The following is a 25,852-nucleotide window of genomic DNA, read 5'->3' as shown; positions in this document are numbered from 1 at the left end:
ACGAATTATCCACCAGTGGAAAGACTGCGATTAGTAATGTCGGTGACCAGCATACAACCCGGACTATGAGTAATGCAAAAGGGTGGTTTGGCCTGTTCCAGTGCGACTTGGGGCGTAACACCACAGGCCCAGAAAACCGGTACTTCGTTTTCTTTTATGCTGACAGCGTCACCAAAGTCCGGTTGATTAATATCCCTGATGCCAATCATGTTCGGATTACCAAAATGAATCGGTGCACCATGGACTGAAGGAAAAAGGCTGCAAATTTGCACTGCCCGAATCGCGTCAGCCGGCACCATCGGGCGCATGCTGACCACCATATCGCCGCTGAACCGTCCAGCCGGTTCACAGGCTATATTGGTGCGATACATGGGCACGTTTTTATGCTCGCTGATATTTCTGATTTCAATGCCGTCATCAATTAGCGCTTCTTCAAAGGAAAAGGAACAGCCGAGAAAGAAGGTCACCAGATCATCGCGCCAGTAGTCTGCCACGTCGGCCACTTCACCGATCAATTTACCTTGTTCAAATATCCGGTATTGAGGTAGATCGTGGCGAATATCAACATCTTCGCCCACTTTGTCCAGATGGATATCTCCCGGTTTTTCCGACATCGCAATAATAGGACATGGACGGGGGTTGCGTTCACAGAACTGCTGAAAGTCGACCGCCCAGTCGGCAGGCAGAATTACCATGTTACATTGCACAAAGCCTTTAGCCAGCCCCGACGTATTGCCGGTGATCTGCTGTTGACGAATTTGTTGGCGAATTTGTTTAGGAGTTAACTGCTGCACTGTTTAAAGATCCAACCTGAATTTATCGAATTTTGATAATACAACGGTGGCCTTGGCTGTGACAAATGCCAAAACACCCAGCAACGATCAATAGCCCTGATTACCCGGCCTGCAAACCACCGGTATGCAGCAGCAGTATTCTGCTGCCTTGAGGAAAATATTGCTCGGCCAGCAACTCGCGCGCGGCATAAAACAGTTTGCCGCTGTAAACAGGCTCCAAGGGGATATTCAAATCATTTTGAGATTGTTGGCAAAAATGTACCAGTTCATCCGGTTGTTTGGCATAACCGCCATGATGAAAGTGGTGGGCAATTTGCCATTGTGTAGGTGAGTGCTCGGACAGCAGATCTTTCACAAGCTGTTCCAGATAACCCTGGCCTTTTAATACTGCAATGCCAATCAGTTTGGTATTTATTTGGCTATGGATGAGTCCCGCCAGCGTGCCGCCGCTGGCTACCGGTAACAGAATATAATCGTAATGATGTTGCAGCTCGTTAACCATATCGGCCACACCTGACAATGCTGGTCGCTGTGAACCCCCTTCGGGGATAACGACCGCTTCGGGATATTGCTGCTGGAGCTCAAGCAAATAGTCATGATCCGAACGACGTTGATAGGTTTGCTTGTCTACAAATTTAATCTTCGCTCCCCAATCAGACAACGCCGTTAGCGTCGGAGTCATATTGGCGGAATAATCGCCGCGTACAATTGCAGTAAAGGCGATATCAAGCTGGTTACAGCAGTACCCCAGTGCATGCAGATGATTAGAATAGCCGCCGCCAAAGCTGATGATCTGGCTACTTTGTCCAGCATAAATAGCTTGTAGCGCATATTTCAGTTTGCGCCACTTATTGCCCGAGATAACCGGATGCAATAAATCGTCGCGTTTAACCCACACTTCGCACTGGTTGGGGTTTGGCCAATCGAACTGTAAAGATTGTTCTGGTGAGGGGGTTTTTATCTGCAATATTTGTTCTAACATGGACAAGGTATTTCGACTTGATTCATGGATACAGACTAACCTTTAGGAAACACTATGCAAACTATACTGATCTGTTTATTTATTGCTGTTTTACTGCCTGTCCTGACCAAACTGCCATTAGCTATTGCTCAGGGCAAAGACGGAGGTTATGACAATCAAAACCCCCGAGGCCAGCAGGCGCGGTTGACCGGATTTGGTGCTCGGGCCAAAGCCAGTCACGAAAACTCCTTTGAAGCACTGATTATGTTCGCACCTGGAGTCGTGGCTTTGGTGGGGATGGCTGGAGTTACCCATACTGCGTTAAATTACGCCTTTGCCTGGGTAGCTGCGCGTGTGGCTTACCATATTTGCTATTTAATTAATCTGGATAAAATCCGTTCACTGTTCTGGGCGATCAGTTATACCTGCTCATTATTAATTTTGTGGGAAGCTTTCAAGGTTGCGGGTATGACACTGGAATAAAACGCAATCAATAAAAAAGCCAGCTAGGCTGGCTTTGTTGTTTATAAAGCAAATAAGTTCTAGTTGAATTCTACACTAAGCAGTTCGGTAGCTCCGCTAAAGGTCAATGTTTCCACTTTGTCGCTCTTGCCTTCGATATTTACTGTATTGATTTGGCTGGGCCATAATTCGCGTAATGCGTTATGGCGCACCGACAGATTGTGTAGCTCGACCGGAATATCGGTTTCCTGATAGACCCAGAAAAATTTACCTTCTACTTCAAAACCGACCTTGCTCAATGGCAGCGGTTTACCCTCCTTGAGCAACTCGAAGCGCCGGGCCACGTAGTCACTAAAGGTTTTCTGGGTGTCCTTGGAGCGCAGAATATCTGCTTGCTGACCAAAAATACTGCGCACCGCATGTTCGGCATCATGCAAAAAGAACTTGTGCATCACCTCAATATGACTGGTGCGGGCATTAAACAGTACTGTGGTGATTGCCGCTTTTTGCTGATGCCCAAAAGCGGGCATCAGCACGGACAAACACAGCAACAGCGAGCCGAGTAGCAAGCGGCGCATTCAGTTAGTCCTTGTCTTCGTCTTTCTTGTCATCATCATCGGATTTTAGCTCGGTTTTGATGTCCTGCATGATGTCACGAGAGACTTTGCTGGTGCTTTTCTTCTTCTTGTAGGCTTCTACACGAGAAGGAATGATACGGCGCGGGTAATAGTTGTTTTCAATATCCACATCGGCGGTTTCCCAGCGCGGATCGATCTCGACCTGAGTCAACACCTTATCTTTGTCGGTGACGATCAGCTTTTTAACCGAATCTGAATTGCGACGCCAGATTTCAGCCGGGATACGCATATTCTCAGTGCTGCCGTCAGCGAAATCCAGCTTCAGGATAATCGGCATCACCAGCCCGCCTTTGTTGGAAAACTCCAGTACGTAGAAGTTCTTGTCTTCTTTAATGGCACGTTCAAAGGCTACGCGTTCCCAGTCTTCCAGACCTTTCAGGAATTTCTGGTAAGTATTGCGCTCTTTATTGGTGACGGTGAAACGGTCATTTTTATCATAAAAATCTGTTACATCCGGGTTCTTTTCTACCCACAGTTTCATACCGGCAGCTTTATTGCGTTCATCAGTCAAAGAAAGCGGTTTGTCGGCTTCAAACTGACGTTCGCGATCAAAGTCGATATCCGGATCTTTAGTATCCATGCGCATGGAATAAATATGATCGATAGAGATATCCACATGATCGGTGGTGTAGAACCAGCCGCGGAAGAACCAGTCCAGATCCACGCCACTGGCTTCTTCCATAGTGCGGAAGAAATCTGATGGTGTCGGACGTTTGAACATCCAGCGATTGGCGTATTCTTTAAAAGCAAAATCGAATAATTCGCGGCCTAAAATGGTTTCACGCAGAATATTCAGCGCTACTGCTGGCTTGGTATAAGCATTCGGACCTAAACGTAATACGCTATCTGATTGGGTCATGACCGGAACCTGATTGCTGGATTTCATATAATCCACTACATCACGCGGCTCTACACCCCAGGGAATTTGCGGATCCCATTCACGTCCGGCAACACCGTCGAGGAAGCTGTTTAGACCTTCGTCCATCCAGGTCCACTGACGCTCGTCTGAGTTTACAATCATCGGGAAGTAGGTATGACCAATCTCGTGGATCACCACGCCAATCAGGAAACGTTTCTCTGACTGGGAGTAAGTACGGCTGCCATCATCCTGCAATTCGGTACGCGGACCGTTGAAGGTAATCATCGGATATTCCATGCCGCCAACCGGGCCGTTAACTGACTGGGATGTGGGATAGGGATAATCAAACGAGAAACGTGAGTAAACTTCCAGTGTATGTACTATGGCTTCGGTAGAATATTTCTTCCACAGATCGCCGCCTTCTTTGGGATAGAAAGACATGGCCATCACAAAAGGATTGACCTTGCCACCTTGATGATAACCTTTGGCATCCCACATAAATTTACGTGAAGAACCCCAGGCAAAATCGCGCACATTATCTGCTTTAAAACGCCAGGTTTTTTGTTTGCTGGTCGCGGCTTTCTCGTTTTCCAGCGCTTCTTCTGCGGTGACAATAAACACCGGGCGTTTAGTGTCCTTGGCTTGTTCGAGGCGCTTTTGCTGCTCGCTGGTTAATACTTCTTTGGCATTTTGCAATTCACCGGTTGCGGCAACAATGTGATCGGCTGGTACGGTGATATCCACCTGGTAATCACCAAATTCCAGGGTAAATTCCCCACGGCCTAAAAATTCTTTGTTGGTCCAGGCTTCATAGTCGGTATAAGCGTGTAAACGCGGGAACCACTGGGCTAACAGGAAAATATCGTTACCGCCTTCGCGAGCATCGTCCGGGAAGTGTTCGTAACCTGAACGGGCAGATACGGCATCTTCTTCAACAATGTTAAAGGCAAAACTCATCGAGAAATCAACGCTGTTACCCGGCTTTAACGGCTTGTTCAGATCGACCCGCATATTGGTGCCGACAATCACATGGTGCAGTTTGTTACCTTCTGCATCCTTGAGGTTCAGGATGTCGTAACCCAGTTGATGATCGGCCATAAATTGCTGACGACGTAACTCGGCCAGGCTTAATTTGGCGGGGGTATCACCATCGCCAGCACTGGTTGCCGGGCCGCGACGGGCCGGATCGGCAAAGGCGGTAGACAGTTCCGCCATGGAGTCAGGTTTGAATTTATTCTGATCCAGTTGTAGCCACAAATACTTCAGCGTATCAGGTGAATTATTGGTGTATTTAATTTGCTCTGATGCTTCGATGCGACGTTTGTTTTCGTCCAGTTTGGCCTTGATTTTGTAATCAACCTTTTGTTGCCAATACTGATGGCCCGGTTCACCTGCGGCATTGCGGTATACGTTGGGCGTTGGCAAGGCTTCGTCTAATTGACGGAACTTGTCTTCAAAATGCCCCTTGGTTTGTTGAATAGTGGATGCCTGGGTCACTGATGAAATCAGTACGGCAGCCCAAAAGACGAGCGGTTTGTACATAAATACTCCTACAACATTTCCCCCTGCATGAGGGATATTTTTATTGATCCGATTAACCTGGTGACAGAGTGCGGAATGTGGAACACAAGCGACGCAGAATACCTAAATACTTCGGGCGGATAAAGAGCGAACAGGTAGCTAAATGAGGTTAACTGTGGTGAAAAGTGTCCACTTACGATGAGTTAACTATTTTATACGATAAACCGTCGTTCTGCAGGATAGGGCAGCACATTGTGAATCCGGTTTTGCCGGATTTGTTGCTGCAATGTTCGCCAATAGGCCGGATCCATTAATTCCGGATGGTGTTGTTTAAGCATGGCTTTAAAGGGTTTCTTGCCCACGATGAAATGTTCGAATTGTTCGGGAAAAACATCATCAGGAGCGACAGATAGAGAGTCCAGTACGTATGGATCGTCGGATTGGGGCAGATAGCGGAAGTTGCGCTCGGACATAGTACAAATTTCGTCATAATCATAAAAAATCACCCGGCCATGGCGGGTTACGCCAAAATTCTTGTGCAGCATATCGCCCGGAAAAATATTGGCTGCGGCAATTTCCTTAATGCAACGCCCTAAATCCTTGATCACCGCTTCGGCTTTAGCCAAGTCCGTTTCCTGTTGCAGATAGATATTTAGCGGCGTCATTTTGCGCTCGATATACAGATGTTTGATAATCACTTCATCCTCGGTCAGCTCAATGCTGCTGGCCGCTACATCCTGCAAGTGGCTCAGCAATGATGACGAGAGTCGCACTCGGGGCAGGCGGAAGTTGGCAAACTCATGGGTATCGGCCATTCGGCCCACCCGGTCATGCATTTTCACCATGCGATAGCAGTGTTTTACATGTTCACGGCTGATTTTTTTGCTCTCGGCAAACTCATCTTTAATCACCTTGAATACCACACCATAGGATGGCAGATGGAACACCGCCATGACCAGGCCGGCGATACCGGGGGCAACTTCAAGCTGGTCCTCACTGTGTTCAAGGTGCTGGATAAAATTGCGATAAAAAACAGTTTTACCGTGTTTGTAAAAGCCTAACGCAATATAGAGTTCAAAATGCTTTTTGTTCGGCAGCAGTTGCTGCAAAAATGCCACTACTTCGGCCGGATACTGACTGTCGACCAGAAAATAGGAGCGGGCAAAGCCAAACAGTACACTCAGATCTTCTCGCTCGGTCAGTAGGGCATCGACGTATAGTTGATGATGCTCATTCAGCATCAAGGCGATGACAAAGGGGATGCTGTCATTGCCGGTGCAGATCCGGCCTACAAGATAGGCATTTTGATTGCGGTAGAAGATCGGGATCAGCATCTCGATAGATTGCATTTGTTGCAATTCCTGACTGGAATAGCGACTGCGCAAGTAGTGATCAATATTGCCGATATCGCGGGGCTTGTTGGCCAGTTGGATATTTAGATGATAGCTGTCGAAGATAGCTGCCATGGCTTGGCCAATAGTTTGGTTGCCGTCAAACACACGCACTACTTTACCCCGTACCTGGCCGGCCAGATAGCAGCGGCTGGGTAACACGAACATAATATTGTCATCAATTTTTTGATGGGTAAAAATCCGCCCGATTATCGAGTTGTAGAAGGTTTCGGCCAGTTCGGTTTGCGGATGATTGTTTAACAGTTTCAGGAAATGCTGTTTCAGCGCCACCCAGAAAGATTCAGGTTGTTGCAGGGGCTGCATTTGTTGATAAATCTTGCCAATTACATCGGCCAGATCAGCTTCATAAATGCTGATCCGTTGCCTGACGGCATCGCGGGATTGCTGCCATTGGCCTTGTTCAAAAAAATGCTGGGCTTCGCCGGTAATGCGACTGTAGTGACGAAAATGTCGCTCGAATCCCTTGAGAATACCGTAAGCTACTGGCGAAACCTGACCGGTTGTCATGGCTGCTCGCCTTGTTGCTGCTGATAGATGTCGGTTAAGGCCTGTCTGAGTTTGACGGCCCCCTGATGCAGGCCGGCCAGCATAAAAGCGCTGAATTCGCCACTTGAGGCATCTTTCTTTTGGCCCTGACGCACCAGATGAAATCCGGCCTTGGACCAGAATGCCAACAGTTGTGGGCTGGCACCAAATGAGCTGCCAATAAAGTCATAGCGCTTTTTTCGGGCATGTTGGGTGAGTTGGCGAATGAAGTATTGCCCCAACCCCTGAAACTGAAACTCGGGCGCTATGGCAATACGGATGATGCGCAAATACTGGTAGCACACCAAATCATGACGGCCGAAATTCATCGCCAGATTCTGTGGCAGTAAATGACCTTTAACTCGACGTTTTCCTTCGCTAATCGCCACCGCTAATGGGCGTAATATTTCGGTACCTTCCAGATTGGCTAATGCGGCCCCCAACAGATGATTTTGCTGGCGTAGCACAAATACCTGCTGGTCCGGCGCGTCGAGCATACGCACCAGGTCGTCCGGTGTGGTCTGGTAATGGGCATTGATCAACAGGCAAAAAATCTGCGTCAGCAGTTTGGGATTGCTGGCCAAACTGGGTTGATCGATCAACTCGACCTGTAAATCCTGTCCGGCTTGATAACTTGTCTGGCTATCGACAGACTTTAGCAGCAAGGTATCAAACCAGAATTTTTCCAGCGGATCACCAGTTTGCCAGCGAATAGGCTGCTGTAGGTGTAGCCTTTGATAAGCGGGAAAATGATGCTGCAAATACCCCTTGAAGCGGATTTCAAAACCTCGGCCACTGCCTTCATAACCATGAATAGTGGTAGAAAAAACTATTTTGGAGTAATGACGGGTTAATGCTTGTAGCAGCGGTGCCGGAATGGAAGCCGCTTCATCAATCATTAAAATATCAGCTTGCGGTTGCTCGGCCAGAATGCGATCTACCGGCTGAAATTCAATACGTTGATGGCCTAATATTAATGCTTGCCGTTGCTGCTCCGAACCCGGCAAACCTTCTTCGGCATGCTGGAATAGTTGGCTGACAGAGGCAAAAATAGGCGCCGTGACCAATATGCGCTGATGGCCGTTATTGAGCAGTTGCGCCGCGGCAATACCCAATGCCGATGATTTACCTCTGCCGCGATCGGCGGTGATGACTAGCGGTGCCGGATTTGACTGATCAACCAGGGTTAAAATGGCTTCCACTGCGTGTTGTTGATCCAGGGTTTTGTAGGGGGATGTGACTTGCTGTAACTGTTTATGTAATGGCACATTATGACCACGAAAATGCTCCTGACTGATCAGTACCACATCGTTATCCTGTTCAATATGCTGTTTTAACCATTTAACAAACAGGCTATGACGGGCTTCTGTGGTATAGCCAAAAGAAATTCGCTCCGGTTTTTGCGGATCATTAAAATCTGCCCATTTCCCCAGCGGCGGACAGATAATGATCATCAATCCCTGTTGCGCCACTACACCGCTGAGTGCCGCCAGTGCGTTGGCACGCAATCCGTCATAGGCGTTATACACCAGTGCCTGATATTCACGCCCCAGGTGTTGATGGTATTGTTTGGCCTGAATGTAAGGCTGATTATCGGCGCTGTTACCGCACCATAATGAGCGGGTTAGATTGAGCTTGTCCAGAATAGCCAGTGCTTGCTGACGCGCCCAATCCTGTTCAGCATGGATAACCACTAACTGTCGTTGGCAAGGTGCGTTAATGCGCTCGTCCAGCCACTGATCTATCTTAGATTGAAGCATTCATTCTCTGAGGGATAGTTTATGTTTATAATTATATGCACGTCCTACCCCCTAATTGTATTGAAACTTGATAAGGAATACGAATGCGCTTTTTATCCCGTCGACTAGTCATGCCCAATGATCTCAATTATGCCAACGCACTGTTCGGTGGCCGGGCACTGGAATGGATAGATGAAGAAGCGGCTATTTACGCCATTTGCCAACTGGAAACCAACTTTCTGGTCACCAAGCATATTGGCGAAATCAGTTTTGAGTCGCCAGCGATACAAGGCGATGTGGTTGAATTTGGACTGGAGACCAAAAAAGTCGGACGTACTTCTATCACCGTATCTTGCCTGGTGCGCAACAAGGCCACCAAGAAAACCATCTGTTATGCCGATGATATTGTGTTTGTACGAGTTGATCCGGACACCAAAAAACCTATGCCTCATGGCAAAACCATGGAACAGTTAGTCACCCAAACCAAAGAAGAAATTCGTAGCTTGAATATGGGGGAATAGGCGACTCATTCCCCGGTCACCCTGAGCGTGGTTACAGCGGATCATTCCTGCAAACTAGCCCCGTTCGCCCTGAGCGCGAGGAACGAGCAGTCGAAGGATGATTATTGGCTTCGCCAACGACATCCATGCCTTCTTTCACACCCCGTCCCGGGAGCGCACCCCCCTTTTCGAAACACCCAAAAGGGGTAAAAAGGTGTTTCGCTCCACTAACTTGCTGATCCTTGGCTAGTTGAGACTTGTTTAGTCGAACCGGCGCGATGCAACATCCATGTAAAATGTGCGCCCTATCCAGACGTCCATGTTTGGACATTCGAACAGGTCGCCCCTATCCAAGACAAGTTAGAGTCGCTAGCTAAAACCAAACCCGTTAGCCCTGAGCGCGAGGTGCGAGCAACCAAAGGGAATTGTTGACGAAACCAATATGTTTTTTATTTTCTAGGTGAACGCCTTATCTACAACGCGGCTTTAATAATCAGTTCTGCATCTTTTGGGGTCATATCGCCGCGTTCTCCGAGCTTCATGACACCGTTTTCCATCAGTTTTCTGGGCACTAGTCGGATAACCGAATCATCGACATTGTGTTCGTGCAAATAGGTTTTCATACCCATTTGCTGGAAGAAAGCTTCGGTTTTTTCAATTGCCTGATCAATCGCCTTGTCCTCGTCGCTGGTATCTAAATGCCAGACACGCTGGGCAAACTGGATGAGTTTATCGCGTTTGGCGCTGCGTTGGTGACGCATTAGTTGTGGCAACACAATGGCTAGTGTAACGGCATGATCGAGGCCGTATAAGGCGGTCAGTTCATGGCCAATCTGGTGGGTGGCCCAGTCCTGCGGAACACCTGCGCCAATTAAACCGTTGAGAGCCTGGGTGGCATTCCACATTAAATTGGCGCGCACCTCATAATTTTCTGGCTCGAACACTTTTGGGCCCAATTCAATCAGGTTTTGTAATAATCCCTCAGCGAAGCGATCCTGTACCGTGGCGTTAACCGGATAGGTGAGATACTGTTCCATCACATGCACAAAGGCATCCACCACACCATTCGCCAACTGGCGGTCGGGCAGGGAGTAGGTGACTTGCGGATCGAGTACCGCAAACTGCGGGCGCACTTGCTCGGACATGAAAGACAGCTTTTTGCCCATTTCACTGCGATTAATCACAGAAGCCGTATTGGTTTCACTGCCGGTGGCGGGCAAAGTTAAAACACAACCTATTGGAATGGCACTTTCCACTGTTGCTCCTTTGGCCAGAATATCCCAGGGATCGCCTTCAAAATTAGCGGCTGCGGCGATAAATTTGCTGCCATCGACTACCGAGCCGCCGCCCACGGCGAGCAGATAATCAATATTTTGCTGTTTAACGATTTCGACGGCTTTCATCAGCGTCGTGAATTCGGGATTAGCTTCGATCCCGGCAAATTCACTCCATTGGTGGCCCTTGAGTTGATCTGTAACCTGCTGATAAACGCCGTTATTTTTAATACTGCCGCCACCATATAACAATAAAATCTTGCTGTTGGCGGGTAATAAGCTGCCCAGCTGCTGGATACTGTCTTTACCAAAAGCCACTTTAGTCGGATTGTGAAAAATAAAATTTTGCATAACAGATCCTGTTATTCGTGTGATGAATAGTCGATATTCGGTTGCAATCAACGGCGTTAAAAAAAGTTTGTGTTAGGCTTGCGCTATCAATTCAGTTTAACCAATTTTCAGGAGCAAATTGATGTCATTCCAATCTTTTATTCCGCCTCATCGTACGTTAATGGGACCGGGTCCCTCGGATATCAACCCGCGAGTGCTATCAGCGCTAGCCAGACCCACTATTGGACATCTAGATCCGTTGTTTGTCGGTATGATGGACGAGCTCAAACAGCTGTTGCAGTATGCTTTTCAAACTGACAATACTTTTACCATTGCGGTATCGGCGCCCGGTTCGGCCGGGATGGAAGCCTGTTTTGTCAATCTGCTTGAGCCGGGTGACAAAGTCATTGTGTGCATTAATGGCGTATTCGGTACCCGTATGCATGAAAACGTAGTGCGTTGTGGTGCCGAAGCCGTCGTGGTGGAAGATGATTGGGGCAGGGCGGTTAGCCCGGAAAAACTGGAAGACGCATTAAAAGCCCATCCTGATGCCAAATTTGTTGCCTTTGTGCATGCCGAAACCTCCACCGGCGCATTGTCCGATGCCAAAACCCTATGTGCCCTGGCCAAGCAATACGGTTGTTTGACTATTGTCGATGCGGTAACTTCGTTGGGTGGCGTGGAGCTGCGGGTTGATGATTGGGGGATTGATGCGATTTATTCCGGCAGCCAGAAATGTTTGTCCTGTGTGCCGGGCTTATCGCCGGTCAGTTTCAGTCAGGCGGCAGTGGATACGATCAAAAATCGCAAAACGCCGATTCAAAGCTGGTTTCTCGACCAGTCATTGGTGATGGGCTATTGGTCGGGCGAAGGTAAACGCAGTTATCATCATACCGCCCCGGTAAATTCGCTTTATGCACTGCATGAAGCATTGGTGATTTTGCACAGCGAAGGCCTGGAAAACAGCTGGGACAGACATCGACAACAACATCAGCAACTGGCTAAAGGTTTTGCCGAAATGGGGCTGGATTTTATCGTACCGGAAAAAGAGCGCCTGCCGCAGCTTAACTCTGTCTGGATCCCGTCAGGGATTGATGATGCCAAGGTGCGTAGTTATTTGCTCAATCATTACAATCTGGAAATCGGCGCTGGCCTGGGCAATTTTGCCGGTAAAGCCTGGCGAGTTGGCTTGATGGGTTACGCCGCCCGCAATGAAAATGTTGCTTTATGTTTGGCTGCTTTGGCAGACGGGTTAACGCAAAAATAACGGGAATACCGAATTAGCCAGCCAGGCATTGTTCGGCAAGTTCCAGTTGAAAGTGCGATAAACTGGGGAGTTGGGCGGCTGCGGCAGCAAACTTATCTGACTGATAATGCTGTTGCGCCGGAATGGCGATTGTGCGAATACCTGCCGCGACTGAGGCGGCAAGTCCGCCAAGCGAGTCTTCAAAAGCTATCGTATTGCTAGCCGTTACGCCCAGCCGTGACAAGGTGAGCTGGTAAATTTCGGGGGAAGGCTTGCCCTGATTGACTTCATCTGCTGAAGTGAGTACATCAAACTTATGACCAATGCCCAATTTGGCCAGAATAGAGTGCATCACTTTAGCCGGTGAATTGGTGGCTAAACCAATTTTTATTTGATTGGCTTTCAGAATATCAATAGTTTCTGTTACACCATCTAGCGGGCGTCCCTGCTCGGTGACTAATTCAATCACTTTATCGATGACGTTATTTTCAACATCATCGAGTGATGCATCTGCCCAGGGATATCGGGTAAACCAGAATTCAGCCACCTGTCTGGTGGTCATTGTGGCGGTTAACTCTGATAGTTGCGGCGTAACTTTAACGCCTTTGGCGCTAAAAACCTGATACTCAGCCTGTTTCCAGAATGGCTCTGAATCAATTAGTAAGCCATCCATGTCAAATATTACCGCCTTAAGTTTCATTGCTTATTTTTCAACAAATCTGCGCCAGCTTGTGCAATTTGACCATCTTCCGGCGATTGCGCGCCGGAAACGCCAATACCACCAATAACTTTGTTACCGGCCATTAGTCGAACGCCGCCTTCTATTGGCATACTGTCCGGTAAAGCGAGTACTACATTGTTGCCGTTTTCGAGCAAGGTCTGGTGGAATTTTGTATCGCGTCGGTAATTGGCCGCATGTTTGGCTTTGGCAATAGCAATATCCGCGCTTGAGTTGGCAACATCATCCATACGCTGGAAATACAGCAACTGTCCGGCATCATCCACAATGGCAATAGAGACATTCCAGCCGTTTTTAATTGCTTCAGCCTCAGCAGCCGTGGCTATATTTTTCACTACTGCGATGTTTAATACGGTTTTGGTGCTGAGTTTAGTGTCAGTTAGATCTTGTCCGGTACTGGTCATAGGGATAAGTGTTCCAATCAAAAATGCAGTTACAATTTTCAGTTTATTCATTGTTGTTGAGCTCCACTGAGGATTAACAGTGTGTATAACATCTTGAATGAGCAATTTACGCATCCAATTGCTTCTATCATTCCCAGATGTAACCCTAATTAACCCCAGCTCGGGATAAGCCACGCCTCTCAATAACGCTCTTTTTGCACCTAGCAGCGTTGGGCTTTCTAGTCATAGCCCGCTATGACGTACGAAACCCCGCCTTGTTAAGCACAAAAATGTCGTCATTGAGTAAACTATTTATTCAACAATGGTTGAGTGAATAATATAACTATCTGAATTATTTACCCTTTGTAAATATAAACGACATCTCTTATCCCGAGTTGAGGTTAATTATTTTGCTTGTTATTTATATCTATTTTGCCAAATTTTGAAAACCGGGATGCGCCCAACGACCCATTTAATTGGTTGATTTACTGTTAGTTATTGAGTTTAGTGAGCGACGCAGACGTATAAAAATATTGTCACGTTTTGACTCATTAACAGATAAAACTGCCCTGATGACATAACATGTCAGGGCTTGAGTGGGGTATTTTCTAACAATTTCACCATCTCTGCGTCATTGTTCAGGTTAGCCAAATCGATTAAATAACTTTGTTGTAGTTCGTCCAATACACGATTGGCCAATAGTTGTTTGACTCGCTCCTTCTCGCCGTTAACGATAGCGGTTTGTAAACCTTCCATATTGGCAATGGAACTGGGCTTGGAATTGTTTTCGGGGGACTGGTTTGGCATAGATTATCTCCATTGTTGGTTTGGAATGTTATACCGTCAGCATAGAAGTTGAATAGCAGTCCTGCCAATGAAGTAAGTGTTTATGCCTACAAGTCAGGACAGAATTTGTCTTTGAGTTGTTGGATAAACAGCAAAATGTCCTGATCTTTGATGGAGTAAAACAATGTCTGTGCCTGCTTACGGAACTGGATCAAATCCTGTTGACGTAATACCGCCAAATGTTGGGAAAATGATGAAGGGCTGAGCGTAGAGTTTTCCAGTAACTCACCGACATTTTTTTCTCCTCCTGCCAGCTGACAGAGAATTTGCAGCCGATGTTCATTAGCCAGACCACGCAAAAATAGCGCGGCTTGTTTGGCCTGTTCAACCGGAATTGCGCTAAGTGTCGTCATGGTATCTCTCTTCTCAGGATAATCGTTTACTGATAAACATTCCCACCAGCATGGCAACAACAAAAATGAGCAATTCTTGTGACGCATAGGCCAGTGACGCAATAGCAGGACCAGGACATAACCCGATTAACCCCCAGCCAATGCCAAACAGCACTGCGCCGATTATCAGGCTGCGGTCAATTTTAATTTTTTTGGGTGGGTTAAAACCGTTGGCAAATAAAGGCTTACGTTTTGCCTTAGAAAGTTTAAAGCCGAGCCCGGCAATAACTAATGCGCCCCCCATTACCAGTGCCAGGCTGGGATCCCAGTTGCCGCTAATATCCAGAAAATCCAGTACTTTTTGGGGATTGGTCATTTGCGCCACACACAGGCCCAGCCCAAATAAAATACCTGCTAACAAAGCCGATAAGTCCCGCATTATTAAGCCCTCATCAACCAGACGGTTAACATCGCAACCGCCATAAAGATTAATGTTGCACTGATTGAGCGTTTGGAAAAACGGCTGATCCCGCATACACCATGTCCGCTGGTACAACCGCTGCCAATTACCGTTCCGGTACCGACCAGTAACCCGGCAATAATTAATAACGTTGTCGAACCTGATGGGGCCTGAGGGCGCTGCGCGCCAAACTGCACTGCCAAAAAACAACCCAGAATCAAACCACCAACAAACAGTAGCCGCCAGCGGGTCTCGCTGGATAACGACACATTTATACCAGACACAATGCCTGAAATACCGGCTATGCGACCAATCAGCCACCATAACAACCAGGCCGACAGGCCGATAAGTGCGCCGCCGAACAAGGCGGAAACTGGGGTAAAATTGTCCACTTATTTATCCTCTTTTGTTGTCAGGCGATAGCCCTTTTCCTGCCAGGCCAGAATACCACCGGCAACAGAAAATACACTGTTCAGCCCCATGGCTTGCAAAGACTGAGCAGCCAACGCAGATCGCGCGCCACTACGACAGTATAAATACAGGTCATATTCAGACAAGGCCAATAACGGATCAGGTTGATCTTTGATAACCGCAATATTAATCAAATTGGCTTCCAGAATGCCTCGAGGAATACAAATGGCATCTTCAATGACGCCAGCATTACTCTCGTCCGTCTCCCGAATATCAATGATAATGGCGTGTTGTTTATCTTGCAGCTGATACAGGCTATCTACATTAATTTCCTGTATTTGTTGTTTGGCTTGCTGGACCAACTGTTGATAATTTATGAGTGGCATATCTGACATATCAATTTACCTCTTATTCAAGCGATGACTGTGGGCAGGGTCTGGTAGATAACGAAGCTGGCCATGCCCAGCAAAAATATCGCAAAACTTTTTTGCAATAGTATGCGCGGTAGCTTGGGTACTAATTTTTGACCGACAAAACTGCCCGCGATACCACAGGCCGACAATATGGCTAAAACCGGCCAATTAAGGTGCAGGGCCTGTTGACTGAGCAGGTGCTGGTAATGAATAAAACCGATACTTGAGTTGATCACAATAATGACCAGGCTGGTCGCGGCCGCGCGATAAAATGCCAAATGCCCGATCAACACCAGCGCAGGCACAATTAAAAAGCCACCTCCCACACCGACAAAGCCGGTGGCGACCCCGATTGTTGCCCCCTGCAAAATTAATAATGGCAGGTTAGGTTGGGTGTTTTCCGGTTGAAGTGAGGCACTGTTACGCCACATAAAGACCACCGCTAACAACATTAGAACGGCGAAAACCAATAACTGAATAGCGCCACTCACCAAATCAGCCAGCGACGAACCGGCAACGGTACCCAAAATGCCCGGTAACCCGAGCCATATCACATGTTTCCAGCTAATGTATCGCTTGGGTAAGTTAAATAATGTCGAGACAAAACTGATGCTGGCAACCACCAGTAATGAACCAGCGATGGCGACTTTAGGATCCTGTCCACCCAGATAAACCAGTACCGGTACTGTCAGGATTGAGCCTCCCGAGCCAAAAATACCCAGACTTAAACCAATAAATAATGCGCCTAGCAGAATAGGAAACATCTAAATTCCATAAAAGAATATCTTATAACTTGTTGTTGTATGGTAATTCGTGTTTTGCTAAAGTACAAGTATTGATTCATAGGCAGGAATAATTGTTATGTCAGTACAGGTTGAAGCGTTTTTTCACCAGCACACCTCCACGCTCAGTTACGTTGTTTATGACCAGGACAGTAAATACGCGGCGGTAATCGACCCGGTGTTGGACTTCGACTATGCGTCGGGTCACACCGATACCCGCTTTGCCGAGCAACTGCTGGATTTTCTGGATAGTCGTCAACTGAGGCTACAGTGGATCCTGGAAACTCATGCCCACGCTGATCATTTAACCGCTGCGCAATATGTTAAAGCTAAAGCAGGCGGCAGGATTGCCATTGGTGGCGGGATCACCAAAGTACAAAGTACCTTTCAGAAAATTTATAATCTGGCTGACAGTATCCAAACAGATGGCAGCGATTTCGATTTGTTGTTCAATGAAGGTGATACTTTCAGACTCGGCAATTCGACGGGACAGATATTGGCGACACCTGGCCATACCAACGATAGTTTGACCTACCTGATCGACGGCCACGCTTTTGTCGGAGACAGCCTGTTTATGCCTGATGCTGGCACCGCGCGTTGCGATTTCCCCGGCGGTAGCGCCGCGACGTTATTCCAGTCAGTAAAAAAATTGTACCAACTCCCTGATGAAACACTGATCTATGTGAGTCACGATTATCAGCCTAATGGACGTGAGTTAAAGTTTGTTGCCAGCGTGGCAGAGCATAAGCAGGCCAATGTGCATATTAATGCCGAGACGGCAGAAGCGGAGTTTATCCAGATCCGTCAAACTCGTGATGCGACTTTAGGCATGCCTAATCTGATTATGCCCAGTATCCAGGTGAATATCAGGGCCGGACATTTTCCTAAGCCGGAAGATAATGGTGTAAGCTATCTTAAATTACCGGTTAATGGTTTAGGCTAGGTTCTGTTGATTGTCGCTGAAGGAGCTTATTATATAGCTGAAGGCTCTTGGTCAGCCGACCAGTGATTGTTTTCTAATATATTTCGTAATCATACTTGTAAGTTAATGGCGTATTGCTAGAATCGCCGCCAATACTTTCTGTTAACTGAAAGTAGACACCAAGGGGTGCTAAATATCCTGATTGATATTTGGCTGAGATCCAGCAGTGGGAACCCTGATACCTGATCCGGATAATACCGGCGTAGGAATGGGCTGATGTTTAATCTTTATTACATCCACTATTATACCTGCCGTAAAGCCGGATCTTTTCTAACTGAAGAGATCCTATGAAACAATTTAGACCAAACATACTTGCCAGTGTAATGGCACTTTCTTTTACCTCTTGGGCTATCCAGGCGGAGCAAATTGATAATGACGCGCTCGAAACCATTGTGGTTCAGGGCACCTTAACCAGTACGCCGTTATCGGAAATGGCCAGCAGCATTACCGTTTGGGATGATGCCAGCATTGAGCAGCGCCATGCCCAGCATCTGGATGACATGCTTAACCGGGCGGCTAATGTCAATTTTGCCAGTGGTGCCAGCCGTGGCCGTTTTATTCAAATTCGCGGTATCGGTGAGCGTAGCCAGTTTGTTGATCCTGTTAACCCGTCAGTGGGTTTTATTGTTGACGGGATCAACTATTCCGGTTTGGGGGCCGGTGCTAGCATGTTTGATGTGGCGCAAGTCGAGGTATTTAAAGGGCCTAATAGCACCCGCTTTGGCGCTGACGGCTTGGCCGGAATGATCAACGTGATCAGCAAAGAAGCCGATGCCCGTAGCAGTTTTGATTTGCAGGCGGGAGCTGCAAACTACAATAGCTGGCATTTAGGTGCCGCCGCCGGAGGTGCGTTAACCGATTCGACTAATTATCGTGTCTCGGTGCATCAAAATAGCAGCGACGGCTTTATTGAAAATACCTTCCTTGATCGTGACGATACGCAGAATATTGACGAGTTTTCCGCCCGAGCCAAATTTGACTGGCAGGCGAGCGCTGACTTGAATATCAACACCGTACTGCATTTTATCGATGTGGATAACGGTTATGATGCCTTTTCGCTGGACAGGGATCGTACTACCTTGTCTGATGAGCCGGGTTTTGATCGCCAGAAAAGTAAGGCCGCCGCAGTCAAAGCCGCATATCAGGGGCTGAACTGGGCTGATCTACAATTGCAATTAAGCTATCTGCAAGCTGATTTAGGTTATGCCTTTGACGAAGACTGGAGCTATGTAGGGATCGCGCCGGGTTGGGAGTACTCTACCAGCGATGAATATTTGCGTGACCGGGATAATACCAGTGCCGAATTTAAATTGACCAGCAAAGCCGGTGTGACTAACCGCTGGACCATTGGCGCCTATTACGCCGATAAAGACGAAGCGTTGCAGCGTAATTTCTTTGACTGGGATGCCTATACTGATGCGCAGTTTTTCAGCGATGTCGCCCGCGAAGATGCCGCTATTTTTGGTGAATACCAGTATCACCTGTCCGAGCGTAGCTGGCTGACCAGTAGTTTACGCTTAGCTTCACAAAAGCTGGATTATCAGGACTCCAACCAGATTGTCACTAGCGTGGATGACACCGACTGGGGGGCGCAATTCAGTTACCATTATCAAACTGATCAACAAACTATGTGGTACGCCAGCGCGCTACGCAGTTTTAAAATGGGTGGCGTGAATGGTGAAGCATTGAGTAAAGTCGATTCTGCCGGTTTTGAAGAGTTCCGTGACCTTTTACTTGCGCATAAAGCGTTTAAACCCGAATCGTTACTCGGCCTGGAATTTGGTGTTAAAGGAAGTAATGCTGCGGGTGATTTGAGTTATGACGCCAATGTGTTTTACCAGTGGCGTGATGATATCCAGTATAAAAACTGGTTTGTTAAAGACCAGTCCTTCGCCGGTTTTTATAACAACGCGGCGGATGGCACAAACTACGGGATCGAATTGCAATTGGGTTATCAGATCTCCGAACAGGTTAGCGGTTTTGCCAATATCGGCTGGCTAAAAACCGAGATCAATGGCATCAGTCGACAGGATGGTACAACGGTTAAGGTGATTAACCATCGCGAACAGGCGCACGCACCAGAATATCAGCTTAATGCCGGGATTAACTGGCAACTCAATTCGGTATTAAGCTGGTTAGTGGAACTGGACGCCAAAGACACATTCTACTACTCCTATAGCCATGATTCCCGTTCCGATAATGTGGTGTTGCTGCATACCAGTGTGGATTATCAAATGGGTAACTGGAAAGTCAGTTTATATGCCCGCAATCTGTTTGATCGCACTTACGCCAATCGTGGTTTCTTTTTTGGTAATGATCCTCGTGACGAATATCTGGAGCATACCTACGAGCAGTTTGGCGAGCCTCGCCGTGTTGGGATCAACGTTAACTATCACTATTAAGCCGCAGCGAATTTACAGGAAGGAAAGAACATGAAACTAATCGCAGAAATATCACTTTATCCGTTAAACGAAAAATATATTGCCCCTATCCAGGCGTTTATCGATCGTTTAAACAGTTATGCTGAATTAACCGTGGATACTGGCAGAACCAGTACCGTGGTGGAAGGGGAATACTTGCCCACCATGCAGATTCTGGCCGAAGAAATGCAACGTAGTCATCAGGAAATTGGCCAGGCAATTTTTGTGTGTAAATTTCTAAACGGTGACAAAGTCGGTAGCGGCGCGTGAACATCATGGAGTTGGTTGCCCAGCAATGGGCACAACAATCTGTATGGGAAATGCTGGGTGTAGCGTTAGCCATAGCCTACGTCTGGCTGGCCGCCCGGCAAAGTGTCTGGTGCTGGCCTAGTGCGCTGATCGGCACCGGTATTTATACCTGGTTACTGTGGGAGCACAGTTTGCCAATGCAGTCGTTTTTGCATTTTTACTATTTGCTGATGGCGGTTTATGGCTGGTGGAACTGGCGGGCAAATCATCAAGAACAGCCTTTACAAGTGATTGAAAAAAACTGGCAATATCACATCGTGGTTGTTGGTGGGTTACTAGTACTAAGTCTGTTGTTGATCAAGCTGCTGGCCAGTAGCTTTTCGGCAGAGCATTTGTATCTGGATGTATTAACTACAGTATTCAGCTTGTTTACCACCTGGATGGTCACCCAGAAAATACTGGAAAACTGGTTGTACTGGATGGTCATTAATACAGTATCGGCTTATTTGTATTGGCAAACAGGTCTGTATTTGACCGCATTGTTATTCATTACCTATTTCGGTTTTGCCGTATACGGTTACTGGCAATGGAAAAAAGCACGGGTGAACTCTTCAGAGGCATTTGCATGAACGGTGCTGAACAGCTGGAAACCTACTTGCAAAACCTGAGCTGGGTATCAGCAGATTTCAAGCTTAGTCCGCTTAAGGGAGGCACCATTAACCACAACTATAAATTGCAGTCGGATACCGACTGCTATTTGGTTAAAAACTTTGTGGGTGAAGAATTTGTGCTGCTCACCCGCAATGACAGCTTCGCGTTACAACGTAAACTGGCTGAACTGGGTTTAGCACCAGAGCCGGTGCATATCTCCGATGACGATTTAATCCATATCGAAAAATGGTGCGAGATTGAGACGCTTAATGATCATATGTTTACCGCGGACTTACATCTGCCATTATTAGCTGACAGTTTAACGGCTGTGCACAATGTTAGCGTTAAGGTCGATGAACTCCCCCTGCTGGCACAATGGCAGCGCTATCTTAATCGGATTGAAAAAGACCAGTCTTATTGGCAGCAAAGGATTAATAACACCGCGCACTTGTGGATGCAGGCCAAACGGGACTGTTTTTGTCATCACGACCTTGCCTTTGAACACATTTGTTTATCACCTAAGGGAATTTTGCTGGACTGGGAATATGCTGCCCGTTCAAACCGTTACTTCGATATTGCCAACGCCGTGTTGGTAAATCAGTTAAGTAACAAACATATCAAGTTGTTATGTGGTTATTATGGTCGCCAAAATGGTCTATCCGAGGCATCGGTATTACGCCAGGTAATAGGTATGTTACCCGTTGCCCAACTGACCGCGGATCTATGGTATGCGGCGGCTGAGCAACAAACTGATTAAAAAAGCGACGTACGACTAAAAATTGCATTCAGACGATGGCTTTTTTCTTTACCTTTAAACCGGCATAAGTATAATGCGCGATTCATCTGCAGGGGTGTAGTTCCAATTGGTAGAACAGCGGTCTCCAAAACCGATGGCTGGGGGTTCGAGTCCCTCCACCCCTGCCACTTTTCTTTAGGGTCTGTTTATCTTTCATCTTCCTCACTGTTGAATATGAAAGATAAACAGACCCTCGTATTATCTTCGCAATTTTATGTGCTAATCTGTTTGCCATGAAAGCCTTATCAGAATATCAGCAAGCGGTACTGGATCAACTGGATATTGTTCAGTGGCGATTGCGCACGCCTGTTGCAGATGATGAAACTCGCAGCCCGCCGGTTACAGAAACGGCCGTTGTATCGCCGCCAGTTTCAGTTGAGACATCACCCGAAATACCGCAAACAAATTCCGAACCCGAGCCTCAGTTGGTGGATCGTGATTCTGCTTTCGCTAAAGATGTGGCGCTGGCAGTGGAACTGTTGCAGCAAATTGCGCGAGAAACGCTGAATTGGCAAGTGGGCGAGAGTATCCAAATCAATGCGGAAGGGCTAGTCACCCCCGATCTTGAACAGCTTCACACTCAGCCCCAGCTTAAAAAGCAACTGTGGAATGCACTGCAGCAGTGGCAGAAATAGTCTTTAGCCGGATAACCCCGCAAAATTATCACAGAGCCTTTCAGGTTCATGGCGAATGTCAGGCATTTCCATCTTCAGAGCAAACTTTTCTATCTTGCCTCGGGAATAAATACTTTGCTTATCAGGCCGAGTGGGAACAGCAAATTGCCGGTTTTTACGTGGGGCACCAGGTATTGGATGAACTGACCTTGATCGATATTGGTGTCAGTCCATTAATGCGAGGCAAGGGCTTGGGTCGAAGGTTGATGGAACATTTTGAACAACAGTGCCGCCAGCGCGGTGCGCAACAACTCTGGCTGGAAGTGCGCGAATCCAATAGCGTGGCGATTAATCTTTATCAGGCGTTTGATTTTGCCGAAATTGAACATCGCAAAAATTATTATCCTGCCGCGGGTGGCGGCTGGGAAGACGCCATCGTAATGAGCAAAATGTTTTTCTAGAGTATGAACAGAACATTAGCTCAACAATTTAAAATAAACTTTCATGCAGAGACGCCAAGTCGAAACGGGAAGTCATTTATTGCTCTGTCTGGATTTTTGCTCTTGGCGGCGTAAACGCCGACCTACATTTGAATGAATACCATAGGACGGGTTTTAGCTCGTGGCTCGCAGCTCGTTACTCGAAGCTGGCGTTATTTTCTTTGCGCGCCCTGCGCTTGGCGAGAGCCGTTTTAGTTCGTCACTGAATTACCTTCCTGATTGACGCTTGTGTCTTTTTATCTGAGACTAACTAGCCATCTAATCAGGAAAATAGTGATAAATGAATACACTGTCACAAAGCGAAATGTCTAAATTAATGGCTGCAGCGGAGCAGACTATCGATAAAGCCTATGAGCCTTATTCCCGTTATCCGGTTGGAGCCGCAGTGCTTGTGGACAACGGCAAGGTTATAACCGGGGTCAATGTCGAGAATGCCGCCTATCCGTCAGGACTGTGTGCCGAGCGAGTGGCACTGGGGAGTGCGGTAAGCCAGGGGCACAGAAATATTATTGCTATTGCGGTTTATTCACCCAAAGGCGATATCAGCCCTTGCGGTATGTGCCGCCAGTTTATTTCTGAATTTGGTGCCGATATTTTATTGATATTTCAATGGCAGGGCGCACTCAAACAGGTGCCGATTAAACAACTGTTGCCTTTTTCCTTCGATCACAAAATGGTTAATGCATAACGCGAGCGTTTAAAATGAAACCCGAAAAATCCAATATTGCTAATGAATTTGTGGTGCTAGGCCCGGATAAAATGGCGACAAAAGTGCCGGTAACGCCGACGATTTACCAGGAATTGGAAGATAACTTTAACAATTTTAAAGGACACGAACTGATCGCCAGTTATGATTTTGAATCAGACTGGGGAAGCTGGGAAATGCATCCCGAAGGGGATGAAACGGTGATCCTGCTATCCGGTGAAGCGACCTTTATTATTGATGATGGACAGCAACGACATACATTAACCCTGCAACAACCCGGCGAGTATGTGGTGGTGCCCAAAGGCTTATGGCATACCGCTAAAACCGACGTGGCAACCCGCATATTATTTATTACTCCCGGTGAAGGAACTCAGCATAAGGCCGACGACGGAAATGACTAACCCCGATCAGATGCTGGCAGCGGTTGCGTCATCTTTACAACAACGTACCGGTAAATCATTGCAACAGTGGGTTGATCTCGTTGAGCAAAGCGCTATTGATCCGCTGAATCAAAACGAAGTCAGGCGCTGGTTAAAACAGCAACACGGTATAGCACAAAATTCCCAGTGGGCCATTGCCGATGCGGCAGCCCGCGCGGCAGGCTGGCAGCCGCCGACGCTGGAAGAATATATCTCCCAACAATACGCCGGTGCCAAAGCGCCTTTATTGGTAATTTTTCAACACTTGCGACAACGGATTATGACTCTGGGAGCGGATGTGCAAATAGAAGGGCGCGCCAGTTATATTCCCTTTATACGTAAACGTCAGTTTACCGCTATTGCGGCAGCAACCAAAAACCGCGTGGATGTAGGGCTGCGTTTTACCGATGCTCCCCAATCACACTTGTTACAAGCCGCCAATGGGCCGGGACAGGCTACACATAAAATCAGCTTAACTGATGTTGAACAAGTCAGCGATGAAGTGGAAACATTGCTGGTCGCTGCCTATCAGCAGAATGGTTGATATATAACCGGACATGCAGCAACCGATTCAAGGCTATCATCTGGATGAAGAACAGCATTGGGTGGCAGAACTGGCCTGCGGCCATTTTCAGCATGTGCGGCATAATCCGCCGTGGAGTAATCGCGAATGGGTAATCACTGAACAGGGCAGGCAATCCATGCTGGGCCATCAACTTAATTGCAAAAAATGCGATGAAGGTGCGCCGAGAGATAGTGAGTGTTAACCTGTAACGGTCTAAATATAGGCTTTAGTTGGATACAACCTTAAATGAATTATCACCACACTTTAATGCGATTTAAATTTAGCTTATGTCTCTTCATTTTTTTCTTTCACTCCACCAGTTCCAAACCAAAGAAATAACAAAAACATAATTAGAAATTTAAGCAAGTAAGTATAAAACGACGGTTGATTTGAATAAACTTCCCCACCATTCCTAAAAACATGCCCCTGTTGTAAAACATACGCAATCCTCCACAAAGAGCATGCTGAAATAACTATCATTAAAATTCTAAACACTAATATATATTTCTTTTCTAAATAAATACGGACTAAGACGCCTTTTTTCATATTGTTTCTTTTACCTTACATATCTTCTATTGTTTCGTTCTTAACAAAATTTGATACTACTTGCCCAGCATATTCAGAGCCCACGTTAATTAGAGCTTCTGCAGCCTTTCCTTTAACTCCAAAGTTTCCAGCAAGTTCGCCAGCAATTTTCACTCCGTTTTCTGCCGCCTTACCAGACAACTCTCCAGCTCCTTCTGCAAGAGTAGCTTTATTAATCTCTGTATCTGTGAGATTTCCAGACTCTAGGCTTTGATTCAAAGTATTTGCAGAAATAGAGGCTGCTGTTGCTATCGCTGTTAGTGGGACTGCAATCTCAGGCTGCCCAGCTCCAGCAGCCACCAGTGAGCAAAGTAACTTTCTGAAGCTGCGGCTGCTATATTGTGAGCCTTGGTCGGAGTTAAGATAAACTGTGTTGTGAATCGCCACTAATAATCCAGACTCAAACAACCTTGCCAGCATCCATATGCGGTTGGATTCAATGCGGATAAGCCCAGTCACCAGGCATTGGTAACAACCCTCTCCAGCAATTCCAAGGCTAAAAAAAGCCCCGTTATTTATGGTAAGGGCGGAGCTTTGGATTCAAACTATATTAACAAGGAAACTTATTGATTATGTTTCCTATCTAGAATTACTAGATATCCTGCAATTATTCCACAAACAAAAGTAATACCCAGAAATGCAATAGTAAATCCGAATAATATACTCCAAAACGTTACAGAATCAGCTTGATCATGGTAAAAGAGCAATAATGTCCTGAAAACCAAGCCTATAGCCATT

The 25,852-nt window shown here is 46.9% G+C and carries 31 protein-coding genes, 1 tRNA gene and 1 riboswitch; of the genes, 15 read left to right on the top strand and 17 right to left on the bottom strand.

Translation table 11 applies throughout. The features are described 5' to 3' along the window. Positions 1 to 5: 5 nt before the first annotated feature. Entirely contained in the window at positions 6 to 794 is a 789-nt protein-coding gene (locus V1467_RS15685; protein ID WP_416305911.1) for a putative hydro-lyase, read from the bottom strand. A 100-nt stretch (positions 795 to 894) separates the two neighbouring features. Next, complete coding sequence (locus V1467_RS15680; protein ID WP_416305910.1) at positions 895 to 1,776, bottom strand: 1-aminocyclopropane-1-carboxylate deaminase/D-cysteine desulfhydrase; 882 nt, start codon at positions 1,774 to 1,776, stop codon at positions 895 to 897. Between the two features lie 54 nt (positions 1,777 to 1,830). Between V1467_RS15680 and V1467_RS15675 the strand changes: the two genes are divergently transcribed. Beyond that, positions 1,831 to 2,238: an MAPEG family protein gene (locus V1467_RS15675; RefSeq protein WP_416305909.1), complete on the top strand. Its 408-nt coding sequence runs from the start codon at positions 1,831 to 1,833 to the stop codon at positions 2,236 to 2,238. Between the two features lie 59 nt (positions 2,239 to 2,297). Here V1467_RS15675 and V1467_RS15670 read toward each other — a convergent pair whose 3' ends face one another. The 4 genes from V1467_RS15670 to V1467_RS15655 form a co-directional block, all read right to left on the bottom strand. After that, complete coding sequence (locus V1467_RS15670) at positions 2,298 to 2,795, bottom strand: DUF6702 family protein (protein WP_416305908.1); 498 nt, start codon at positions 2,793 to 2,795, stop codon at positions 2,298 to 2,300. Between the two features lie 4 nt (positions 2,796 to 2,799). Continuing rightward, on the bottom strand, positions 2,800 to 5,256 hold the full coding sequence (locus V1467_RS15665; protein WP_416305907.1) for a M1 family metallopeptidase: 2,457 nt from the start codon (positions 5,254 to 5,256) through the stop codon (positions 2,800 to 2,802). A gap of 191 nt (positions 5,257 to 5,447) precedes the next feature. Further along, positions 5,448 to 7,154, bottom strand: a complete 1,707-nt coding sequence (gene aceK, locus V1467_RS15660) for a bifunctional isocitrate dehydrogenase kinase/phosphatase (RefSeq protein ID WP_416305906.1) — start codon at positions 7,152 to 7,154, stop codon at positions 5,448 to 5,450. After that, positions 7,151 to 8,932, bottom strand: coding sequence for a tRNA(Met) cytidine acetyltransferase TmcA (locus V1467_RS15655; RefSeq protein ID WP_416305905.1), 1,782 nt, complete (start codon positions 8,930 to 8,932; stop codon positions 7,151 to 7,153). Before V1467_RS15655 ends, aceK begins: the two co-directional genes overlap by 4 nt. An 83-nt stretch (positions 8,933 to 9,015) precedes the next feature. On the opposite strand from V1467_RS15655, the gene V1467_RS15650 reads away from it, so the two are divergent. After that, entirely contained in the window at positions 9,016 to 9,432 is a 417-nt protein-coding gene (locus V1467_RS15650) for an acyl-CoA thioesterase (RefSeq protein WP_416305904.1), read from the top strand. Positions 9,433 to 9,884: 452 nt separating this feature from the next. Here V1467_RS15650 and V1467_RS15645 read toward each other — a convergent pair whose 3' ends face one another. Beyond that, the gene (locus V1467_RS15645) at positions 9,885 to 11,036 is read right to left on the bottom strand and encodes an iron-containing alcohol dehydrogenase (RefSeq protein WP_416305903.1); all 1,152 of its coding nucleotides are present in this window, start codon (positions 11,034 to 11,036) and stop codon (positions 9,885 to 9,887) included. 121 nt (positions 11,037 to 11,157) lie between these two features. On the opposite strand from V1467_RS15645, the gene V1467_RS15640 reads away from it, so the two are divergent. Continuing rightward, positions 11,158 to 12,282 carry a pyridoxal-phosphate-dependent aminotransferase family protein gene (locus V1467_RS15640; protein ID WP_416305902.1) on the top strand — a complete coding sequence of 375 codons (1,125 nt, stop codon included), beginning with the start codon at positions 11,158 to 11,160 and terminating at the stop codon, positions 12,280 to 12,282. 13 nt (positions 12,283 to 12,295) lie between these two features. Here V1467_RS15640 and hxpB read toward each other — a convergent pair whose 3' ends face one another. The 8 genes from hxpB to V1467_RS15600 all read right to left on the bottom strand — a co-directional run bounded on the left by hxpB (position 12,296) and on the right by V1467_RS15600 (position 16,609). Then, positions 12,296 to 12,961, bottom strand: coding sequence for a hexitol phosphatase HxpB (gene hxpB / locus V1467_RS15635; protein WP_416305901.1), 666 nt, complete (start codon positions 12,959 to 12,961; stop codon positions 12,296 to 12,298). Then, a complete protein-coding gene (locus tag V1467_RS15630; protein WP_416305900.1) occupies positions 12,958 to 13,455 on the bottom strand; it encodes a GlcG/HbpS family heme-binding protein in 498 nt (165 codons plus the stop codon). Before V1467_RS15630 ends, hxpB begins: the two co-directional genes overlap by 4 nt. A 513-nt stretch (positions 13,456 to 13,968) precedes the next feature. Further along, on the bottom strand, positions 13,969 to 14,190 hold the full coding sequence (locus V1467_RS15625) for a hypothetical protein (RefSeq protein WP_416305899.1): 222 nt from the start codon (positions 14,188 to 14,190) through the stop codon (positions 13,969 to 13,971). 86 nt (positions 14,191 to 14,276) lie between these two features. Further along, positions 14,277 to 14,582 carry an ArsR/SmtB family transcription factor gene (locus V1467_RS15620; protein ID WP_416305898.1) on the bottom strand — a complete coding sequence of 102 codons (306 nt, stop codon included), beginning with the start codon at positions 14,580 to 14,582 and terminating at the stop codon, positions 14,277 to 14,279. A 13-nt stretch (positions 14,583 to 14,595) separates the two neighbouring features. After that, a complete protein-coding gene (locus V1467_RS15615; RefSeq protein WP_416305897.1) occupies positions 14,596 to 15,000 on the bottom strand; it encodes a DUF6691 family protein in 405 nt (134 codons plus the stop codon). A 2-nt stretch (positions 15,001 to 15,002) separates the two neighbouring features. After that, on the bottom strand, positions 15,003 to 15,413 hold the full coding sequence (locus V1467_RS15610) for a YeeE/YedE family protein (protein WP_416305896.1): 411 nt from the start codon (positions 15,411 to 15,413) through the stop codon (positions 15,003 to 15,005). Then, positions 15,414 to 15,827: a rhodanese-like domain-containing protein gene (locus V1467_RS15605; protein ID WP_416305895.1), complete on the bottom strand. Its 414-nt coding sequence runs from the start codon at positions 15,825 to 15,827 to the stop codon at positions 15,414 to 15,416. It lies immediately after the preceding gene. Between the two features lie 17 nt (positions 15,828 to 15,844). Continuing rightward, positions 15,845 to 16,609, bottom strand: a complete 765-nt coding sequence (locus V1467_RS15600) for a sulfite exporter TauE/SafE family protein (protein ID WP_416305894.1) — start codon at positions 16,607 to 16,609, stop codon at positions 15,845 to 15,847. 97 nt (positions 16,610 to 16,706) lie between these two features. Between V1467_RS15600 and V1467_RS15595 the strand changes: the two genes are divergently transcribed. The 12 genes from V1467_RS15595 (at position 16,707) to V1467_RS15540 (ending at position 24,731) form a co-directional block, all read left to right on the top strand. Further along, positions 16,707 to 17,570, top strand: a complete 864-nt coding sequence (locus V1467_RS15595; RefSeq protein ID WP_416305893.1) for an MBL fold metallo-hydrolase — start codon at positions 16,707 to 16,709, stop codon at positions 17,568 to 17,570. A gap of 151 nt (positions 17,571 to 17,721) precedes the next feature. Beyond that, a riboswitch (TPP riboswitch) is annotated at positions 17,722 to 17,835 on the top strand. Positions 17,836 to 17,896: 61 nt separating this feature from the next. After that, complete coding sequence (locus tag V1467_RS15590; RefSeq protein WP_416305892.1) at positions 17,897 to 20,011, top strand: TonB-dependent receptor; 2,115 nt, start codon at positions 17,897 to 17,899, stop codon at positions 20,009 to 20,011. Between the two features lie 30 nt (positions 20,012 to 20,041). Beyond that, the gene (locus V1467_RS15585; protein WP_416305891.1) at positions 20,042 to 20,299 is read left to right on the top strand and encodes a hypothetical protein; all 258 of its coding nucleotides are present in this window, start codon (positions 20,042 to 20,044) and stop codon (positions 20,297 to 20,299) included. A gap of 5 nt (positions 20,300 to 20,304) precedes the next feature. After that, positions 20,305 to 20,907, top strand: coding sequence for a nicotinamide riboside transporter PnuC (gene pnuC / locus V1467_RS15580; RefSeq protein WP_416308715.1), 603 nt, complete (start codon positions 20,305 to 20,307; stop codon positions 20,905 to 20,907). Continuing rightward, entirely contained in the window at positions 20,904 to 21,686 is a 783-nt protein-coding gene (locus tag V1467_RS15575; protein WP_416305890.1) for a phosphotransferase, read from the top strand. Before pnuC ends, V1467_RS15575 begins: the two co-directional genes overlap by 4 nt. Positions 21,687 to 21,776: 90 nt before the next feature. Continuing rightward, positions 21,777 to 21,853: transfer RNA gene (locus V1467_RS15570), tRNA-Trp, on the top strand. A gap of 105 nt (positions 21,854 to 21,958) precedes the next feature. Then, the gene (locus V1467_RS15565; RefSeq protein ID WP_416305889.1) at positions 21,959 to 22,360 is read left to right on the top strand and encodes a hypothetical protein; all 402 of its coding nucleotides are present in this window, start codon (positions 21,959 to 21,961) and stop codon (positions 22,358 to 22,360) included. After that, the gene (gene rimI / locus V1467_RS15560) at positions 22,348 to 22,800 is read left to right on the top strand and encodes a ribosomal protein S18-alanine N-acetyltransferase (protein ID WP_416305888.1); all 453 of its coding nucleotides are present in this window, start codon (positions 22,348 to 22,350) and stop codon (positions 22,798 to 22,800) included. Before V1467_RS15565 ends, rimI begins: the two co-directional genes overlap by 13 nt. A 319-nt stretch (positions 22,801 to 23,119) precedes the next feature. Then, entirely contained in the window at positions 23,120 to 23,527 is a 408-nt protein-coding gene (cdd, locus tag V1467_RS15555) for a cytidine deaminase (RefSeq protein ID WP_416305887.1), read from the top strand. A 14-nt stretch (positions 23,528 to 23,541) separates the two neighbouring features. Then, positions 23,542 to 23,946 (top strand): cupin domain-containing protein, encoded by a 405-nt coding sequence (locus tag V1467_RS15550; RefSeq protein WP_416305886.1) that lies wholly within the window; start codon positions 23,542 to 23,544, stop codon positions 23,944 to 23,946. Next, complete coding sequence (locus V1467_RS15545; protein ID WP_416305885.1) at positions 23,939 to 24,508, top strand: DUF5655 domain-containing protein; 570 nt, start codon at positions 23,939 to 23,941, stop codon at positions 24,506 to 24,508. The genes V1467_RS15550 and V1467_RS15545 overlap by 8 nt, the downstream gene beginning before the upstream one ends. Positions 24,509 to 24,521: 13 nt before the next feature. After that, positions 24,522 to 24,731, top strand: coding sequence for a DUF3565 domain-containing protein (locus tag V1467_RS15540; RefSeq protein ID WP_416305884.1), 210 nt, complete (start codon positions 24,522 to 24,524; stop codon positions 24,729 to 24,731). 83 nt (positions 24,732 to 24,814) lie between these two features. Here V1467_RS15540 and V1467_RS15535 read toward each other — a convergent pair whose 3' ends face one another. Beyond that, positions 24,815 to 25,075: a hypothetical protein gene (locus tag V1467_RS15535; RefSeq protein ID WP_416305883.1), complete on the bottom strand. Its 261-nt coding sequence runs from the start codon at positions 25,073 to 25,075 to the stop codon at positions 24,815 to 24,817. 15 nt (positions 25,076 to 25,090) lie between these two features. Further along, positions 25,091 to 25,501, bottom strand: a complete 411-nt coding sequence (locus V1467_RS15530; RefSeq protein WP_416305882.1) for a hypothetical protein — start codon at positions 25,499 to 25,501, stop codon at positions 25,091 to 25,093. Between the last annotated feature and the right edge of the window lie 351 nt (positions 25,502 to 25,852).

Origin of the sequence: Neptunicella plasticusilytica, assembly GCF_047922965.1 — a bacterium.
Classification (GTDB): Bacteria; Pseudomonadota; Gammaproteobacteria; order Enterobacterales; family Alteromonadaceae; genus Neptunicella; species Neptunicella plasticusilytica.
Note: the sequence above shows the minus strand (reverse complement) of the source record. Positions and strands in the feature narration are given on the sequence as shown.